Annotated in this window: 16 protein-coding genes; 5 read left to right on the forward strand and 11 right to left on the reverse strand. The window is 68.5% G+C overall.

The window, feature by feature from the left end; genetic code table 11:
* Positions 1 to 732: an ATP-binding cassette domain-containing protein gene (locus AWR35_RS04775; RefSeq protein ID WP_058574811.1), complete on the forward strand. Its 732-nt coding sequence runs from the start codon at positions 1 to 3 to the stop codon at positions 730 to 732.
* Positions 729 to 3,194 carry an FtsX-like permease family protein gene (locus AWR35_RS04780; protein WP_058574812.1) on the forward strand — a complete coding sequence of 822 codons (2,466 nt, stop codon included), beginning with the start codon at positions 729 to 731 and terminating at the stop codon, positions 3,192 to 3,194. Before AWR35_RS04775 ends, AWR35_RS04780 begins: the two co-directional genes overlap by 4 nt.
* A gap of 12 nt (positions 3,195 to 3,206) precedes the next feature.
* Here AWR35_RS04780 and AWR35_RS04785 read toward each other — a convergent pair whose 3' ends face one another.
* The 7 genes from AWR35_RS04785 to AWR35_RS04815 form a co-directional block, all read right to left on the reverse strand.
* Entirely contained in the window at positions 3,207 to 3,950 is a 744-nt protein-coding gene (locus AWR35_RS04785) for a ParA family protein (RefSeq protein WP_058574813.1), read from the reverse strand.
* An 89-nt stretch (positions 3,951 to 4,039) separates the two neighbouring features.
* Positions 4,040 to 5,485, reverse strand: coding sequence for a nitrogen regulation protein NR(I) (ntrC, locus tag AWR35_RS04790; protein ID WP_058574814.1), 1,446 nt, complete (start codon positions 5,483 to 5,485; stop codon positions 4,040 to 4,042).
* 7 nt (positions 5,486 to 5,492) lie between these two features.
* Positions 5,493 to 6,599, reverse strand: a complete 1,107-nt coding sequence (gene glnL / locus AWR35_RS04795) for a nitrogen regulation protein NR(II) (RefSeq protein WP_058574815.1) — start codon at positions 6,597 to 6,599, stop codon at positions 5,493 to 5,495.
* A gap of 212 nt (positions 6,600 to 6,811) precedes the next feature.
* Complete coding sequence (locus AWR35_RS04800) at positions 6,812 to 7,438, reverse strand: DUF4124 domain-containing protein (protein ID WP_058574816.1); 627 nt, start codon at positions 7,436 to 7,438, stop codon at positions 6,812 to 6,814.
* A 28-nt stretch (positions 7,439 to 7,466) separates the two neighbouring features.
* Positions 7,467 to 8,660, reverse strand: a complete 1,194-nt coding sequence (locus AWR35_RS04805) for a 5-(carboxyamino)imidazole ribonucleotide synthase (RefSeq protein ID WP_197408134.1) — start codon at positions 8,658 to 8,660, stop codon at positions 7,467 to 7,469.
* 4 nt (positions 8,661 to 8,664) lie between these two features.
* Positions 8,665 to 9,162 carry a 5-(carboxyamino)imidazole ribonucleotide mutase gene (gene purE / locus AWR35_RS04810; RefSeq protein ID WP_058574817.1) on the reverse strand — a complete coding sequence of 166 codons (498 nt, stop codon included), beginning with the start codon at positions 9,160 to 9,162 and terminating at the stop codon, positions 8,665 to 8,667.
* The gene (locus tag AWR35_RS04815) at positions 9,159 to 9,575 is read right to left on the reverse strand and encodes a SirB2 family protein (RefSeq protein ID WP_058574818.1); all 417 of its coding nucleotides are present in this window, start codon (positions 9,573 to 9,575) and stop codon (positions 9,159 to 9,161) included. Before AWR35_RS04815 ends, purE begins: the two co-directional genes overlap by 4 nt.
* A gap of 137 nt (positions 9,576 to 9,712) precedes the next feature.
* Between AWR35_RS04815 and AWR35_RS04820 the strand changes: the two genes are divergently transcribed.
* On the forward strand, positions 9,713 to 10,381 hold the full coding sequence (locus AWR35_RS04820; RefSeq protein WP_058574819.1) for an energy-coupling factor ABC transporter permease: 669 nt from the start codon (positions 9,713 to 9,715) through the stop codon (positions 10,379 to 10,381).
* Positions 10,382 to 10,599: 218 nt separating this feature from the next.
* The gene (locus tag AWR35_RS04825) at positions 10,600 to 10,941 is read left to right on the forward strand and encodes a c-type cytochrome (protein ID WP_058574820.1); all 342 of its coding nucleotides are present in this window, start codon (positions 10,600 to 10,602) and stop codon (positions 10,939 to 10,941) included.
* A 91-nt stretch (positions 10,942 to 11,032) separates the two neighbouring features.
* Here AWR35_RS04825 and fetB read toward each other — a convergent pair whose 3' ends face one another.
* The 3 genes from fetB to AWR35_RS04840 all read right to left on the reverse strand — a co-directional run bounded on the left by fetB (position 11,033) and on the right by AWR35_RS04840 (position 13,705).
* Positions 11,033 to 11,833 (reverse strand): iron export ABC transporter permease subunit FetB, encoded by an 801-nt coding sequence (gene fetB / locus AWR35_RS04830; protein ID WP_058574821.1) that lies wholly within the window; start codon positions 11,831 to 11,833, stop codon positions 11,033 to 11,035.
* Positions 11,820 to 12,422, reverse strand: a complete 603-nt coding sequence (locus AWR35_RS04835) for an ATP-binding cassette domain-containing protein (RefSeq protein WP_058574822.1) — start codon at positions 12,420 to 12,422, stop codon at positions 11,820 to 11,822. Before AWR35_RS04835 ends, fetB begins: the two co-directional genes overlap by 14 nt.
* A gap of 104 nt (positions 12,423 to 12,526) precedes the next feature.
* Positions 12,527 to 13,705: a c-type cytochrome gene (locus AWR35_RS04840; RefSeq protein WP_156413936.1), complete on the reverse strand. Its 1,179-nt coding sequence runs from the start codon at positions 13,703 to 13,705 to the stop codon at positions 12,527 to 12,529.
* A 90-nt stretch (positions 13,706 to 13,795) separates the two neighbouring features.
* Between AWR35_RS04840 and recG the strand changes: the two genes are divergently transcribed.
* A complete protein-coding gene (gene recG, locus AWR35_RS04845) occupies positions 13,796 to 15,922 on the forward strand; it encodes an ATP-dependent DNA helicase RecG (protein ID WP_082663916.1) in 2,127 nt (708 codons plus the stop codon).
* Between the two features lie 78 nt (positions 15,923 to 16,000).
* Here the strand turns inward: recG and AWR35_RS04850 are convergent, their stop codons facing one another.
* A complete protein-coding gene (locus AWR35_RS04850; protein ID WP_082663917.1) occupies positions 16,001 to 17,302 on the reverse strand; it encodes an OmpA family protein in 1,302 nt (433 codons plus the stop codon).
* Position 17,303: the final 1 nt, after the last annotated feature.

Here is a 17,303-nt window from a genome sequence, read left to right on the forward strand (position 1 = left end):
ATGTCCTCTTCGAAAACTCCCCGCGACGACAGCCAGCCGATCCTGACCGTCGAGGGCGTGACGCAGACCGTGCGCACGCCCGAACCGCTCACCATTGTGCATGAGGCCTCACTGCAAATCTTCCCCGGCGAGGCCGTCGCGCTGGTCGGCCCGTCGGGGGCGGGCAAGTCGACGCTGCTGGCCCTGATGGCCGGGCTGGACACGCCCAGTGCCGGGCGGATCCGGCTGGCGGGCGAGCCGCTGGAGAACCTGGACGAAGACGGCCGTGCCGCGGTGCGCGCCGGCCGGGTGGGTTTCGTCTTCCAGTCCTTCCAGCTGATCGATGGGCTCAACGCGCTGGAAAACGTCGCCCTGCCGCTGGAACTGGCCGGTGAGCGCGGCGCCGAGGCGCGGGCCCGCGAGGCGCTGGTCGAGGTCGGGCTGGGCGAGCGGCTGGCCCACATGCCCCGCCAGCTATCCGGTGGCGAGCAGCAGCGGGTGGCACTGGCGCGCGCCTTCGTCATCGAGCCGGACATCCTGTTCGCCGACGAGCCCACCGGCTCGCTGGACACCGCCACCGGCGAGCACGTCATCGACCTGCTCTTCCGCCTGCGCGAACGCCACCGCACCACGCTGATGCTGGTCACCCACGACCCGGCCCTGGCTGCCCGCTGCGATCGGGGCTTCGAGGTCAACGCCGGCCGGGTAAGCGACTGGCAGCCGGACCCGGACGCCCTGCGAGGCGCGACATGACGCCCGGCACAGCGACCAACATCCGACTGGCCTGGCAGGGACTGGTCCGCGAGGTACAGAGCGGGCTGCTCACCCCGATGCTTCTCGCCCTGCTGGTGGCCGTCTCGGCGGTGACGGCGGTGGGTTTCTTCGTCGACCGCGTCGACGGGGCGATGCGCGCGCAGGCCGCCCAGTTCCTCGCCGCCGACGCCCGGGTGGAGTCACCCGATCCGCTCGACGAGTGGGCCGCGACGGCCCAGGATCTGGGGCTACTCACCAGCCAGCACGTCACTTTCCCCACCGTGGTGCTCGCCGGGCAGCAGAGCCAACTGGTCGGCCTCAAGGCGGTCGACGGCGCCTATCCGCTGCGTGGCGACCTGCGCATCGACGACGGCGGGGCGGTAAACACGGTCGACCACGGACCATCCCCGGGGCAGGTCTGGATCGCCCGCCGCGCCCTGCTCTCGCTGGACACGGCGATCGGCGAGTCCATCGCGGTGGGACAGACGAGCCTCGAGATTGCCGCCGTGCTCGAACGCGAGCCGGACGTCGGCAACATCTTCGCCCAGGCCGCGCCACGGCTGATGATCCACCGCGACGACCTGGCCGCCACGGGGCTGGTGACCGATACCAGCCGCGTCGAGTATGCGCTGCTGCTGGCGAGCGATGCCGGCGACCGCGATGCCCGGCTGGACGCCTTCGCCGACCGGCTACCGGACCGACTGCGGATCGAGCGCCCCGAATCGAGCCAACCCGCCTTCGAGACCGCCTTCGACCGTGCCGCGCGCTTTCTCGGTCTCGCCTCGGTAGTCGCCGTGCTGCTCGCCGGTGCCGCCCTGGTGATCGCCGCGCGGCACTACAACCGCGTCCAGCAGGGAGCGGCGGCCCTGATGCGTGCCATGGGCGCCTCATCGAAGCAGATCGGGGCGATCTATCGCTGGCGCCTGCTGATGCTGGCGCTGCTGGCGGCCATCCCGGGCATCATGATCGGGGCGCTCACCCAGCTGCTGCTCGCCGACCTGATGGCCCAAGTGCTGGACGTCGACCTGCCGCCGCCCAGCCTGAGCCCGGTGGCGCTGGGGCTGGCCGTTGCCCTGGTCGCCCTGTTCGGTTTCGCCCTGCCGAGCCTGGTACAGCTCAAGCACACCCCGCCCCTGCGGGTGCTGGTCGAACATGCAGTCGCACCCAGCCCCGCCGCGACCCTGCTGTTCGGCGCGGGGCTGGGCGCGATCACGCTGCTGGTCTGGTTCCAGGCCCGCGATGCCGCGCTGACCCTGTGGGTGCTGGTCGGACTGGGGGCCAGCCTGCTGGTCTTTCTCGCCGTGGCCTGGCTGCTGGTGACGATGCTGCGCCGCTGGCCGGCGCGGGGCGTCGCCCGCTTCGGGCTGGCGCGCATGGCCCGCGCCCGCTGGTCTTCCGCCACGCAGATCGCCGCCCTAGCGCTGGGCGTGACCGCCGTGCTGTTGCTCTCGGTGGTCCGTTCGGACCTGATCGACGCCTGGGAGCGCCAGATCCCGGCCGATGCGCCCAACATCTTCGCCATCAACATCCAGCCGCAACAGGTGGACGGCATGCGCGCCTTCCTCGACCGCGCCGGGATCGAGAACGCGGGTTTCTACCCGATGGTGCGCGCCCGCTGGACGCAGATGGACGACGCGCCGGTCGACAAGGCGCGCTACGAGGGCCGCGCCCACCGGCTGGCGACCCGCGAGTTCAATCTCTCCGTGGGCGCGGAGGCGGCCGCCCACAACCGCGTGGTTGCCGGTGACCTGGACGCGGAGGGCTTCTCCGTGGAGGAAGGCATCGCCGAGACGCTCGGCTGGTCGCTGGGCGACCGGCTGACCTTCACCGTCGACGGCCGCGAGGTGAGCGGCGCGATCACCTCGCTCCGCGCGGTCGACTGGGATTCGATGCGGCCGAACTTCTTCGTTATCGCCAGCCCGTCGCTGATGGACGGGGTCGCCGCGCAGTACATCACCAGCTTCCATTTCCCCGACGGGGCGCCGCAGACGCAAGTCGACCTGTTGCGCGAGTTCCCGACGGTGACGCTGTTCGACGTCTCGCGGATCCTCGACGAGGTACGCACGCTGATCGATCGCGCCAGCCAGGCGGTGGAGTACGTGTTCGCCTTCACGCTGGCCGCAGGACTGGTGGTGCTGCTGGCCGCCTTCGGCGCGAGCGAGCGCCAACGCATTCATGACGCCGCCGTCCTGCGGGTGATGGGCGCGAGTCGCGGCAAGGTGATCGCCGCGCTGTGGATCGAATTCCTCGCCCTGGGGCTGCTGGTGGGACTGCTGGCGGCCGTCGCTGCCATGACCGTCGGCGCCACGCTCTCGGCGCGGGTGTTCGACCTGCCGCTGGCGCTCAATCCGGCGCTGCTGCCCTGGGGACTGGGTGCCGGGCTGCTGCTCGCCGCGCTGGTCACGCCGCTGCTCGCTCGCCGCATGACGCGGGTACCGCCGGCAAGGGCGCTACGCCGCTAGCGCCGCAACGGCTCAGGCAAACAGCGCGTCGATCTCCTCCCACAGCGCGCGGTAGGCCTGATTGGCCGGATGGCGCGGCTCGCGGTAGACGCTGGGCTGCTGGTCCTCGCCCATGCGCTCGATCACCGAGGCGTAGGGGATTTCCGTTTCCAGCAGTTCGGGGATGTCGTGGCGATGGCGTTCGCCGAACTCTCGATGCATGCGCCGGCGGCGATCCACCAGTCCGAGGTACGCATGCAATCGTTCCGGGTGGATCTTGCGCTCGGCCAGGTGCTGCTTGAGCTGGTACCAGGTGCGTTCGGAGAGATGCGTGGGCACCATCGGCACCAGCACCAGATCGGCGGCGCGCAGGACGTTGTCCGCCAGCAGCGACAGTCCGGGCGGGGCGTCGATCCAGATCTCCTCGAACTGCTCGGCCAGCGGGTCGAGCAGCTTGGCGAGCCGGTAGCCGGCATCCTTCTTGTCGGCCAGGTGGTGCTCGATCGCCTGCTGTCCGGGCAACGCCGGCAGGATCCAGAGATGGTTATGAATGGTGGGACGAACGGCCTTGGCAATGCCCTTGGCCTTGAGGAGTTTCTTCACCGGCCGCTCGGCAGTGGGCTCGGCCTGCAGGTACCACGAGGCGGCACGTTGCGGGTCGAGATCCCAGACCAGCACCCGCCGACCGGCGGCCGCCGACAGCGCGGCGAGATTGACCGTCGAGGCGGTCTTGCCCACCCCGCCCTTGACTGAATACAGCGCGACCGTCTGGGCCATGCGACTCCCTGCTCCTGCCTCTGGTTAGCCTGCCGGCGAGCATAGCACCGGGTCGGGCCAAATCTTGTGACAGGAGGCGGGCAACCGCGTCAGTGTTCGCCCAGCTCCTTGAGCTTGCGGGTCACGGTGTTGCGCCCCCAGCCGATCAGGGCCGCGGCCTTCTGCTTGTGGCCGCCGGTGTAGGCGAGCGCCGCCTGCAGCAGGGTGCGCTCGAAGGCCGGGCCGGCGGTGGCGAGCAGGTCCTCGTCACCGGCCTTCAGCCGTGCCTCGGCCCAACGCGACAGATCGCTGGTCCAGCGCGACAGCAACTGGTCGTCGCCCTCGCCGCCGGCCTCGCCAGCCGTGCCCTGACGGACCGTATCGGGCAGGTCGTCGAGGCCGATCTCGTTGCCCGGGGCCATCACCGTCAGCCAGCGGGCGATGTTCTCCAGCTCGCGGACGTTGCCCGGCCAGGGGTACTCGGAGAGGCGCGCCTCGGCCGCCCGGGTGAGTGCCTTGACCGGCACACCCAGCTCCTCGGCGGCGCGGGCGAGGAAGAACCGCATCAACTGCGGGATGTCCTCGACCCGCTCGCGCAGGGAGGGCAGCTTGAGGCGGATGACGTTGAGGCGGTGATAGAGATCCTCGCGGAACCGCCCATCCTTGACCAGGTCCTCGAGCCGCTGGTGGGTCGCGGCGATCACGCGCACGTCGCTCTGGATCAGCGAGGTGCCGCCGACACGGTAGAAATGCCCGTCCGAGAGCACCCGCAGCAGGCGGGTCTGCAACTCGAGCGGCATGTCGCCGATCTCGTCGAGGAACAGCGTGCCGCCCTGGGCCTGCTCGAAGCGGCCGCGACGCTGCGTGGCCGCGCCGGTGAAGGCTCCCTTCTCGTGGCCGAACAGCTCGGATTCCAGCAGGTCCTTGGGAATCGCCGCGGTATTGAGGGCGACGAACGGTCCGTCGCGGCGCTGGCTGTGCCGGTGCAGGGCGCGGGCGACCAGTTCCTTGCCGGTACCGGACTCGCCGTTGATCAGCACGGTCACCGACGAGCGCGCCAGCCGGCCGATGGCACGGAAGATCTCCTGCATGGCCGGGGCGTTGCCGATCAGCTCGGAGCCGGATTCGGCCTCCTCTGGCACGGCCGCCTTCTGTGCCCGCTCGCGGGAGGCGTCGTAGGCGCGCTCGGCCAACCGCACGGCCTCGTCGATGTCGAACGGCTTGGCGAGATAGTCGAAGGCGCCCTTCTCGAACGCGCCGACCGCACTCTCCAGATCGGAATGAGCCGTCATGATCACCACCGGGATCTCCGGGTGTTCGTCGGCCAGACGGGTAAGGAAACTCAGCCCGTCCTCGCCCGGCATGCGGATGTCGGAGAAGATCACATCGGGCGCGTCGCCACGGTCGAGACGGGCCTGGGCACCGGCCACCTCGTCGAAGGACTCCACGGCGAAATCGGTAGTGGCCAGGGCACGTTCCAGGACCCAGCGAATGGCCTGGTCGTCATCGATCACCCACAGGCGTGGGGCTGTCGGCTTGTCGGCAGGGGATTGCATGTCAGGTCTACTCGTTCGAAAAATCGGATGACAACCCGCCCGGCGGATCGTCCGGATGGATCGGCAGGATCAGGGAGAAACGGGTCACACGGCGCATGGGCACGAACTCGATCATGCCCTGATGGCGTTCGGCGATGGTCTGCGCCAGCGACAGCCCCAGGCCGCTGCCACCGGGCCGGCCGCTGACCATGGGCAGGAATAGGGTCTCCACCAGTTCCTTGGGCACGCCCGGGCCGTTGTCCTCGACATCGATGCGCACTGCCAGGCGGTGGCGCTTGCCGTGGACGGTGAACTGACGCAGCACCCGGGTGCGAAAGGTCAGTCTGGGGTTGGGGGTCTCGCCCTCGCGCATGGCCTGAACGGCATTGCGGGCGAGATTGAGCAGCACCTGCACCAGCTGGTCGCGATCGGCCCAGACGTCCGGCAGGCTGGGATCGTAGTCGAGCTTCCAGTCGAGCGGCTTGTCGCCGGCCTCGATGCGCAGCAGCTGGCGCACCTGCTCGAGGGGTTCGTGGACGTTGACCCACTCGAAGTTCGGCTTGTCGATGGGCCCCAGCATCCGATCGATCAGCCCGCGCAGCCGGTCGGTCTCCTGCAGGATGATGCGGGTGTACTCGGTGAGCCGGTCGTCGGGCAGCTCGCGCTCGAGCAGCTGGGCGGCCCCGCGCACGCCACCGAGCGGGTTCTTCAGCTCGTGAGCCAGCCCGCGCATCATCTGCCGGGTGGTCATCTGCAGGGAATTGATGCGCGCATCGCGGGAGATGCGCAGGTGGCGCTCGATGTCGTTGAGCTCCAGCATCACCCGCGCACCGGGGTACTCGGGGCGCGGCGTGATCGCGCAGTCGGCGACCCGGACCAGCTCGTGGGCGAGCACCAGCTCCACCTCGCGCAGCGTCATCACCTGGCTGGTGGAAAGCGCTTCGCGGATGGTGTCGACCAGCAGCGAATTGGCCTCGAAGACCGCGTCGAAACCGGACTTCAGCGCCGCCGTGTAACTGGTGCCCAGAAACTGCTCGGCGGCCGAATTGAGATAGATCGGCCGGTTACGCTCGTCGAGCACCACGATCGCGGTGTTGAGGGTATCGGCAAGGCGCGGCTCGGTTCTGGGCTTCATGCACTGCTCCACCGGACTAGGGCGGCCGGCAGGGCGCTCCTGCCGGGCGGGTGGCTGTTTTTGGTGCAATTAGCGTGCCCGGCCGGACGGCACGGCGCAAAAACCGGGAAAACGCGCCCCACAGCGGTTCAACGAGACTCCAGAAAGAGACTCCGCTTAGAGGAATGTGCCAAATGCACCCTATCAGTGCATCAAGATAGTCCACCGCTCCCTTATTGTGCAGGCGTGATCAGCTGGAAACGCACCGGAGCACTCTCAAGGAGCACGTCACCATTGCGGCGAATCTGGGCCACCAGCTCATGTCGACCGGAAGCGAGACCGTTGACCAGGTGACGCCGCCCGGTGGACTCCTGCACCCGCGGCCGACCGTCGACCAGGATGAACACCCGGTCGTCGCGCTGCAGCCCGGGCTGGATCGCAAGCTCGATCGTGATGCTGCCGTGGGGACGGCTGGCGACCTCGCCGTCGACCGGCTCGGTGATCGCCAGGTGCTGATACGGAGCCGGCTCGCTGGACGCGTCCGGCGACGGGGACGGCTCGGCCGCTGCCCCGGAGGGCGTGTCCGCCGATGTGCCGGACGAGGGGTCCGGCGTCGTCTGCGACGACTCCGGCGAGCCCGGTTCCGGCAGTTCGACCGGCTCCATGGGGATGACCGGCGCCGACTCGACCTCGTGCACCTTCGCGCCGGCAACCGGCTCGTCGGTGAACACCGTCTCGCCGGCGCTGTTGGTGTACTGATAGACCTTGGCGGCGGAACCCGGCATGACCACGCCCATCAGCGCGATCAGGCCCAGCGGCCAGGCCAGCAGGCGGGGATTCCTTCCGGTGACGTCGGGCATGATTCCTTCCCTCGACGGTGAGAGCGGCTTAGTCGCCGGGCGGCGTGATCAGGCCGCGTAGCCGGTCGAGCCGCGATTCGAGCGCGGTGTCGTCCGGGGCGGTGACGGTCACGTGGCCGAGCTTGCGCCCCGGTCGCGGTGTCTTGCCGTAATCGTGCCAGCTGGTACCCGGCACGGCCATCACGGCCATCGGGTCGGGCAGACGGCCGACCAGGTTGAGCATGGCGACCTCGCCCAGCGGGTCGGTATCGCCCAGAGGCCACCCCAGCAGCGCGCGGAGGTGGTTCTCGAACTGCGAGGTGCGCGCCCCGCCCAGGCTCCAGTGGCCGCTGTTGTGCACGCGCGGCGCCATCTCGTTGATCACCAGCCGGCCATCGACGACGAAGAACTCGATCGTCAGTGCGCCGACATAGTCGAGCTTCTCCAGCACCAGACCGGCCGCGCGTTCGGCCTCTGCCTGCAGCGGGTCACCCCGGTGGGCGGTGGTCTGCCAGAGAATGCCGTGGCGATGGACGTTGGTGACCAGCGGGTAGACGCGCTGCTCGCCGCTGCGACTGCGCACGGCAACGATCGAGACCTCGCGTTCGAACGACTGCATCTTCTCCAGTACCGCCGGCACCCCGCCGATGGCCTCCCAGGCGGAAGCGGCCTCGCCGGGATTGCCCGGCCCGCCCTCGTGGGCGGCGTGGGCCGGGTCGGCCAGGCGCACCTGACCCTTGCCGTCGTAGCCGAAACGCCGCGTCTTGAGGATCGAGGCACCACCGAGATGCGCCACGCCCTGGACGATGTCGCGCACCGAGTCGACCTGCACCCAAGGGGCAACCGTCAGACCCAGCCCTTCGAAGAACTGTTTCTCCTCGAGTCGGTCCTGGGCAACGGCCAGCGCCGCCGTTCCGGGCATCAGGCAGTTGCGCGCCGCGACACGCTCGGCGGAGGCCTGCGGGACGTTCTCGAACTCCAGCGTGACCACGTCGCATTCGACGGCCAGACGTTCGAGCGCCTCGGCGTCATCGAACTCGGCGCGGATGTGCCGACCGACCGAGGCGGCCGGCGGCTCGAATGCCGGATCGAGAAAGGTGAACCGGTGGCCCATGGCCACCCCGGCCAGACCCAGCATCTGGCCCAGCTGGCCACCGCCGATCACGCCGATGTGCAGACCCGCGGGCTCGCCGGTGCGGCCCTCGACACGCGGCACCTCGCACTGATTCTCGACGCCAGCCATCGATTCAGTCCTCGCCCGGCTCGGGCTTGTCGAGCACCGCCTGGGTCTGGCGCTCGCGCCAGGCATCCAGACGCCCGGCCAGGGCCTCGTCGTTGTTCGCCAGCGTCGCGGCGGCCAGCAGCGCGGCATTGATGGCCCCGGAGCGGCCGATCGCGAGCGTGCCCACCGGCACGCCGGCCGGCATCTGCACGATCGACAGCAGCGAATCCATGCCCGAAAGGGCCTTGGACTGCACGGGCACACCGAACACCGGCAGGCGAGTCTTGGCCGCCACCATGCCTGGCAGGTGCGCGGCACCTCCGGCACCGGCGATGATGATCTTCAGCCCCCGGCCGACGGCCGACTCGGCATAGTCGAACAGCTTGTCGGGCGTGCGGTGCGCGGAGACCACCTCCTTCTCGAAGGGAATCTCCAGCGCCTCGAGCGTCTCGCAGGCATGGCTCATGGTCTCCCAGTCGGACTGGGACCCCATGATCACGCCAACCAGCGGTTGCGCACTCATACGCCGGTCACCATGGCCGGCAGGACGTCCTGCAGTTGCGGGTGCGTGTTCGCCACACCCACCGCCGCGATGTACAGGAACACCAGGATGGCGAGGATCCAGGCGCTGGCCCGCATGCCGCGGGTCTTGCCGAAGCGCATCGCCACCAGCCCCAGGCCGATGTAGACGACCAGGCCGACGATCTTGACGGTCAGGAACTGCGGGTGGACGCCGTTGCTCCAGAAGAGCAGCCAAGCGGCGACCAGGGCGCTGACCAGCAGGACGGTATCGACGACGTGCGGCGTGATCTTCACCCACTTCTTCTTCAGCATCGACGAGCCGGCGAGCATCCAGCCGCCGCGCACGACGAAACCGAGCAGCGACAGCACGGCCGCCAGGGCGTGCAGGTGAATCCAGAACGAGGCTTGAGCCATGGGGCAATCTTCCCGATTGATATGTCCGTGGTGACCGCGAAATCGCGGAAAGAGGCAAGCATAAATCATCGGCGCCCACCCCCCAAGGTCGCTACACTGGGCTTTCCCTCGCACCGAGATCGACACGAGGTGTCGCCATGCAGCTACCCAACCACCTGGTTTCCCTGCCCATTGCCGTGATTGGCTGGCTGATCGCAGTTGTCAGCGTGGCCTGGGCGGTGCGCGCGGCGCCCTGGTCCGCCTTGCGCGCCGAGCCTGCCCGTTTCAATCTGGTGGGGCTGGCCGGACTGTTCCTGCTCGGCATGTGGTCGCTCAAGGCCACGCTGATGCCGGGACTGACGCTGCACTTTCTCGGCGCGGCCACCGCGACGCTCGTGATCGGTCTGGAGCTGACGCTGATCGCCGGCCTGATCGCCGCCATCGTGCTGCCGCTGGCGTTCGGCGGCGGCCTGGCGATCGCCGGCTGGCACTTCGTCCTCGCGGCACTGCTGCCGGCACTGATCACCTACGCCATCACGCGGGGCTCGCAGCGCTGGATGCCGCCGAACTTCTTCATCTACCTGTTCATCGGCGTGTTCCTCTCGGCGGTGCTGGGCGTAATCGCCCACGGCACCGGCACCGCACTGCTGGTCATGGCCATGGGGCTCTACGATGCCGACATCGTCTGGAACAACTATCTGCGCATCCTGCCGCTGCTGGCATTCCCGGAAGGGGTGATCAACGGCATGATCATGACCGCGCTGGCACTGGTGATCCCGCAGTGGGTGATTTCCTTCGACGATCATTTCTACATCGACGGGCGCTAGGCACCGGCAGCGCCGGTCGCCCCCGGGATTGCGACCTGCCGCTGCAGTTTGCAAGATGCAACTCGCGCACGAGTTATCAGTCAGAGCTTGGGCAGCTAAGCATCTGTTTATGAAGGGCGCCCGATCCCCTTCCGGATGGCATGGATCCTGCTAATCCACTCCCCAGCCGAGCAGGAGTGAGCTCGGACAATTAAGACACGAGATATCAGGAGTTCCCCATGAAAAAACTGACCGCGATCGCATTCGCTTCGGGTCTGGCCGTTGCCTCCATGCAGGCCATGGCTGCCGACGCCACCGCCGGCAAGAAGCTCTACGAGCAGAGCTGCGCGTCCTGCCACGGCATGAAGGCCGAAGGCCAGGGCATGTTCCCGAAGCTGGCCGGCAAGAGCGCCGAGCGCATCTCCACCGCCCTGACCCACTACAAGAACGGCGATCAGGCCGCTCTGAAGGAAATGGACGGCAACATCGGCGGCTCCAACTACGCCATCATGGCGCCGAACGCCGCCGGCCTGTCGCAGAGCGACATCGAGAACCTGGGCGCCTTCATCGGCAGCCTCTGATCTCGCAGCCGACCCGGCACCCAACAAAAAGCCCGGACCGATTGGTCCGGGCTTTTTTGTGCCCGACGAAACAGCGGACCCTGATGGAGGCTCAGCGCCCGCTACGCAACCGGTCGAGCCGAAGCCGGTCACGGGCATCGAACAGCCGGCGCGCCCCCAGCTGCACCGCCACCAGCGAGCCGAAGCCGGTCGCCGCGGCGATCAGGAACATGATCAGGATCTGGTACTTGACCGCCTCGATCGGGGGCGAGCCGGCAAGGATCTGGCCGGTCATCATCCCCGGCAGGCTGATCACCCCGGCCGCCGCCAGCATGTTGAGGGTCGGGATCAGACCAGCACGCATCGAGTCCGAACGCAGCTCGGCGGTGGCATCGCGCACCGAGTGCCCCAGCACCAGCCGCGCCTCGATTTCGCGACGGCTCTGCCAGGCGGTCTGGGTGAGGTTGTTCAGCGCCAGTCCAATCCCGGTCATGGTGTTGCCGAGGATCATCCCCAGCAGCGGGATGGCGTACTGCGGCGTGTACCAGGGGTCGGTCTCGATCATGAAGGTCAGGGCGAGCACGGTCACGATCAGCGCCGTGGCGCTCATCGCCGCGAGACCAATGCCGTAGCCGTGCCAGCCGCGGATGGCGCGCTTCTGCCGTGCGACCACCTCGTAACCCGCCAGCCCCATCATCACCATCGCGATCAGGGCGATCCAGGGCAGGGTGGCGGCATCGAAGACCGCCTCGAGGATCACGCCCACCAGCAGCAGCTGCAGCACCATCCGCACGCTGTTGAACGCCAGGGTACGGAACAGACCCAGCCCCAGCAGCACCTGGACCACCCCCAGCGCCAGGACCAGTCCGGCCGCCAGCGCCAGATCGAACGGGGTGAGGCTATACAGATTCATGCAACACCCCTCCCTCGGGTTTCATCTCCAGCCAGCGACGCGCGTGGGCACGCACCTCCTCCGGGTTGTGGCTGATCCACACGGCGGCCGCGCCGTGCTCACGCACATAGCCCAGCAGCACCTCGGCCATTGCCGACGCGTTGTCGCGATCCAGATTGGCGGTGGGCTCGTCGAGCAACAGCACCCGCGGCATCAACACCAGGGCGCGCAGTACGGCCAGTCGCTGACGCTCGCCGGAGGAAAGGCGGTCGACCGGCGACTCCCACAAGGCAGCACGCAACCTGAGACGCTCCCACCAGTCATCGGACGGCCGACCGGGGAAATGCTCGGCCACCGTATCGGCCCACCAACCGGACTCTGCCGGCACCAGCCCGACCTGCCGTCGCCACTCGGTCGCCGGCATGGCCTGCTGCTCGGCACCGTCCAGCCAGACCTCACCGTCATGCGGCGACAGGTCCGCCAGCGCACGCAGCAACTGGCTCTTGCCGACCCCGGACTCACCCTGCACCGTCAGCACCTCGCCGGCCTCCAATGAAAAGGAGACCGGCGGCACGTGCTGCCCCTGCAGGCCCTTCACCTCGAACAACATGCGAATCCCCCGTTGAAAGCAGGCAGCCCGCAAACAAAACGCCGGCCCTGGGGCCGGCGTCTGTGCCTGTGTCGGGCCACCGCGAGGTGGCCGTCGGGCGAGCTTTACTCGCCGCCTTCTTCCAGTGTCGCGATGTACGCGGCCAGACCCTTGATGTCCTCGTCGGTGAGGTGCTTGGCCTGCGGGATCATCGCGTAGGAGTTCGGACCCATTTCCTGGCCCTTGCGGTAGATCTTCAGCAGGCTGGCGGCCTGATCCATGCCCATGCCGGCCAGCTTCGGCGCGTTGAAGAGCTCGCCGCCCTCGCCGTTCTCGCCATGGCAGATCGCGCAGTTGGAGAACAGGGCCTCGCCGTGCTTGACGACCGACTCGCCCACGATGACCGGCTCGGCCGGCTTCTTCTCTGCCTTGGCCTGCTCGCCACCGGCGGATGCGCCACCGCCGTTGGTGCCACCGAACTCGTCGGCGATGTAGACCGACAGGTTGGCGATCTGATCGTCAGACAGGTTGGCCGCGTTCGGCGCCATGGTGCCGTAACGGTCACCCAGGCCAACCGACTTCAGGTACTCCTGGTCACCCTCGCGGTAAGCGATCAGCTTCTTCTGCACCTTGGCCGCGTCCATGCCGGTCAGGACCGGGAAGGCACCGCCCTGGCCCTTGCCGTCCGCACCGTGACAGGCGGCACAGGCAGCGTAGGCCTGCTTGCCAGCAGCGACGTCGCCGTCAACGGCACCGCCGCCATTGCCGCCGGCTGCAGCCGAGCCGCCGGCACCGCCACCGAAGGCGTCGCCGATGTAGGCGGCCAGGTCGGCGATGTCCTCGTCGGACAGGCCGGAGGCGTTCGGCGCCATGGTGCCGTAACGGTCACCCAGACCGACCGACTTCAGGTACTCCTGGTCACCCTCGCGGTAGGCAGTCAGCTTCTTCTCCGCCTCGTCGGCCGGGATGCCGGTCAGTACCGGGAAGGCGCCGCCCTGACCCTTGCCGTCCGCGCCGTGGCACGCCGCGCAGCTTGCATACTTCTGCTTGCCGGCGGCAATGTCACCACCGGAGCCGCCCGCGGCACCGCCCTGGTCGGCCGACCCGCCGGTCGACTCGGCCTTGGCCGTCTTGGTGGCTTCTTTGCTTTCCGGATTCTCGACCACTTCACCGACGAGCGAGTTTTCCTCGGCGGTATTGACGAGCGCGTTCACCAGATAGAACACGGCGACCAGCATGAGGAGTGCCGAGACGAAGCCAACCAGCTTCGACATCGGGTCGACCTTGGGGGTATGTTGAGCCACGAGAGTCCTCCAGAATCTTTATCGTTTTAGCCAGCGCAACGGCGCGTAGTATATCGGCAAAAAACAGCATTTGACAGGATCGCGGCCTGCATGTCTCCCCCCGCCTCGAAAAAAAACCGCACAACCGGCAGGGCTACCGGCGCAAAGCGCGCCAGAAAGGGCCCGACGGGGCTGACATCACCGGTCGCCGAGCTGCCGGGCGTCGGCCCGAAGGTCGCCGAAAAACTCGCACGACTGTCCATCGAGACGGTCGGGGATCTGCTCTGGCACCAGCCGTTGCGCTACGAGGACCGTGGCACAAAACAGGCGCTTTCGCCGCAACATGTCGGCGAGTCGGCCCTGTTCGAGGTGCGGATCAACGAGGTCCGGCCGCTGTTTCGCGGCAAGGCACGGCTGGTCTGTCAGGCCGTGGGCGAGGGACCGGCTGGCCCCACCTCACTCACGATCTGGTTCTTCGGCCGCTACGGGCCCACCCCGCAGGCCGGCCGGACGTACCTGCTGTTTGGCGAGTTGCAGCAGGGCCCTCACGGGCTGGAGATGGCGCAGCCGGAGCTGGTCACGCCGAGCCAAATCGGCCACATCCGCCCGGTCTACCCGGCCACCGAGGGTGTGGCCCAGCCCAAGCTGCGCCAGCTGATGGAAGCCGCCCTCGAGATCGCGGTGCGCGAGCTTAGCGACCCGCTGCCCGCCGCCATCCGCGAGGCGCGCGGCTGGCCACCGCTGATGAAGGCATTGCAGCGCATCCACCTCCCTAAGCGCCGCGATGGCGTCCCGACCCGCAGCGAGCCGGCCTTCCAGCGGCTGATCACCGAGGAGCTTTCCACCCACATCCTCGCCCTGCGCCAACGACGCGCGGTCACCCGCGAAGTGGCCGCCCCGGCGATCCCGCCGCAGGCGCACCTGTTCGATGCACTCCTCGACCACCTGGGCTTCACCCCCACCGGCGCGCAGCAGCGGGTGATCGGCGAGATCAAGACAGACCTGGCCCAGGAACTGCCGATGCTGCGGCTGGTGCAGGGTGACGTCGGCTCGGGCAAGACGCTGGTGGCCGCGGCCGCCGCACTAGACGTGATCGACGCCGGCTACCAGGTCGCGCTGATGGCGCCGACCGCACTGCTCGCCGAGCAGCACGCGCGCAACTTCGCCCAGTGGTTCGAGCCGCTGGACCTCTCGGTGCTGCTGCTCTCCGGCCAGCAGTCAGCCGCGCAGCGCCGCGAGGGACTGGCCCAGCTGGCCGATGGCCGGGCGCAGATCGTGATCGGCACCCACGCCCTGTTCCAGGAGTCGGTCGATTTCCACCGGCTGGGGCTGGTGATCGTCGACGAGCAGCATCGCTTCGGCGTCCATCAACGGCTGGCGCTGACCGACAAGGGCGCAAGCCAGGAAGGTGGCGCACGCCGGCCGCATCAGCTGATCATGACCGCCACCCCGATACCGCGCACGCTCGCCATGACGCAGTTCGCCGACCTCGACGTCTCGGTCATCGACGAGCTGCCGCCGGGGCGCACGCCGGTGACCACCGTGGTGGTGCGTGCCGATCGGCGCGGCGAGGTGATCGAGCGCATCAGCCAGGTGTGCGCGGAAGGCCGGCAGGCCTACTGGGTCTGCCCGCTGATCGAGGAGGGCCAGATCGAGGCGCAGGCGGCCGAGTCCACCTTCGCCATGCTGGGTGAGGAGCTGCCGCACCTGAGCATCGGCATGGTGCACGGGCGGATGAATGCTGCCGAGAAACAGCGCGAGATGGCCCGCTTCAAGGCGGGCGACTACCACCTCTTGGTGGCGACCACCGTGATCGAGGTGGGCGTGGACGTGCCCAATGCCTCGCTGATGATCATCGAGAACGCCGAGCGCATGGGGCTCGCGCAATTGCACCAGCTGCGCGGACGGGTGGGGCGCGGCGCGACCGCCAGCCACTGCGTGCTTCTGTTCGACGAGCCGTTGAGCGATCGCGCCCGGGCACGACTGGGGCTGATGCGCGAGACCGAGGACGGCTTTCGTCTGGCCGAGGCCGACCTCGAACAACGAGGGCCCGGCGAGGTGCTCGGCACCCGCCAGGCCGGCATCGCCAAGCTCAAGATCGCCGACCTGCAGGAAGATCAGGGCAAGCTCGAGGAGGCCGGCCAACTGGCCGACGAGCTGCTGGAACGCTTCCCGGAATCCGTCAATCCGTTGATCGCCCGCTGGGTGGGCGCGGCCGGTCAGTACGGCCAGGTCTGACGCTGGCGCTGCGGGACAACTCGCCCCGGGGCGCCAACCAGACCGTTGCCGCCCTGCCCGGCGCGGGACGTCTCGTCGCTAGAGCATCCGTTGGGCTCGCTTCCACTCCCCGCGCCACTCGTCCTCGCCACAGTAGCGCCACTTGGCCTTGAAGGCATCGCGAGCGGGCGACTCGAACACGATCCGCAGCGGCCCCCAGTGATCACTGCCGGCCTTTTCGCTGTCGCAGGAGCGGCGCGAGTTGTCCTCGACCCAGTAGCCTTCGAAAACCGTGTCGCTGGTGAACTCGCCCAGCAGGCGGCCACCGTCGGAGGAATAGTCGCCCTCGAATTCGCCATCGACGCGGCGCATCTCGAGAATGCCGTGACCGCGGGCATCCCAGATGCCCAGAATCTCGACGCGGGGTGCGCCCTCGCCATTCGCCTTGCGCGGCGTCTTCACCGTCAGCTCGACCCGGCGGTTCTTCGCCCGGCCCGCCGGCGTCTCGTTGCTGGCGATCGGCCGCGTCTCGCCAAACGCCTCGCGCGTCACCCGGTTGGCGGAAAAACCGCCATGCTCGACCAGGTAGTCGGCAACGGCGGCGGCCCGGTTGCGCGACAGCGTCTGGTTGTCCTCGGCGCTGCCCACGCCATCGGTGTGACCGGCGACCACCACCGAGGTCGCACCGCGATTCTCGATCCGGGTGAGCACGTCGTCGATCGCCTGCGAAGCGGCCGGCTTGAGCTGATACTCGCCGCTGTCGAACAGCACCGCACTGTCGAGGGCGATGCGCTGGGCCGAACCGATGCCGCCCACGGCATCAATATCCGCGCCCGGCGTCTTGCCGCCGCAGGAGGTCTTGAGGTCGACCAGGCGCACGTAACTGAAGTCGGTATCACCACTCACATAGGGGGCCAGGTCGATCTCGGCCTTGCCCCCGGTTATGCGACCGATGCGAGTCCACTGCTCGCCGTCGTTCGACACCGCCATCGCGGTGGGCTCGACATCCGGACCGATCTCGAAGACGTACAGGTCCGGCCCCGGCACGTCGATCAGGGCATTGTCATCGAAGGTCAGTACCAACTCGCCACCACAACCCAGGGTGGTGTAGCCGCCGTTGTCGTGTTCGGCGATGTCCGGCACGCCCAGCGCCAATTGCGGGTTGGCCGCCCCCGGCCGTGGCTGCGGATCACCGCTGGAATAGTGGACCACCGCATCGGCGAACGAGGCATCACCCAGCGGGAATGTCACCTCGCCGCCGTGGCCGTCCGGATACGACTGCGGGCCGCCGGCTAACGCGAGCGGAGCACATACGGCGCCCGCCAGCATCACGGCCGCCACGCCACCGCGTGACGGGGCACGAGGGGCAGGCTCGCCTGGATTCGACTGGCAATATTTCATC

The sequence above is a fragment of the Guyparkeria sp. WRN-7 genome (assembly GCF_001641825.1).
GTDB lineage: Bacteria > Pseudomonadota > Gammaproteobacteria > Halothiobacillales > Halothiobacillaceae > Guyparkeria.

Coding starts and splice junctions, on each gene's coding strand:
- AWR35_RS04835 (WP_058574822.1), bottom strand. CDS start 12,422: ATGTTGTTCGAGGTGAAGGGCCTGCAGGGGCAGCACGTGCCGCCGGTC.
- AWR35_RS04825 (WP_058574820.1), top strand. CDS start 10,600: ATGAAAAAACTGACCGCGATCGCATTCGCTTCGGGTCTGGCCGTTGCC.
- AWR35_RS04805 (WP_197408134.1), bottom strand. CDS start 8,660: ATGGCTGGCGTCGAGAATCAGTGCGAGGTGCCGCGTGTCGAGGGCCGC.
- AWR35_RS04780 (WP_058574812.1), top strand. CDS start 729: ATGACGCCCGGCACAGCGACCAACATCCGACTGGCCTGGCAGGGACTG.
- AWR35_RS04815 (WP_058574818.1), bottom strand. CDS start 9,575: ATGGCTCAAGCCTCGTTCTGGATTCACCTGCACGCCCTGGCGGCCGTG.
- AWR35_RS04775 (WP_058574811.1), top strand. CDS start 1: ATGTCCTCTTCGAAAACTCCCCGCGACGACAGCCAGCCGATCCTGACC.
- AWR35_RS04850 (WP_082663917.1), bottom strand. CDS start 17,302: ATGAAATATTGCCAGTCGAATCCAGGCGAGCCTGCCCCTCGTGCCCCG.
- AWR35_RS04785 (WP_058574813.1), bottom strand. CDS start 3,950: ATGGCCCAGACGGTCGCGCTGTATTCAGTCAAGGGCGGGGTGGGCAAG.
- purE (WP_058574817.1), bottom strand. CDS start 9,162: ATGAGTGCGCAACCGCTGGTTGGCGTGATCATGGGGTCCCAGTCCGAC.
- AWR35_RS04820 (WP_058574819.1), top strand. CDS start 9,713: ATGCAGCTACCCAACCACCTGGTTTCCCTGCCCATTGCCGTGATTGGC.
- ntrC (WP_058574814.1), bottom strand. CDS start 5,485: ATGCAATCCCCTGCCGACAAGCCGACAGCCCCACGCCTGTGGGTGATC.
- glnL (WP_058574815.1), bottom strand. CDS start 6,599: ATGAAGCCCAGAACCGAGCCGCGCCTTGCCGATACCCTCAACACCGCG.
- fetB (WP_058574821.1), bottom strand. CDS start 11,833: ATGAATCTGTATAGCCTCACCCCGTTCGATCTGGCGCTGGCGGCCGGA.
- AWR35_RS04800 (WP_058574816.1), bottom strand. CDS start 7,438: ATGCCCGACGTCACCGGAAGGAATCCCCGCCTGCTGGCCTGGCCGCTG.
- recG (WP_082663916.1), top strand. CDS start 13,796: ATGTCTCCCCCCGCCTCGAAAAAAAACCGCACAACCGGCAGGGCTACC.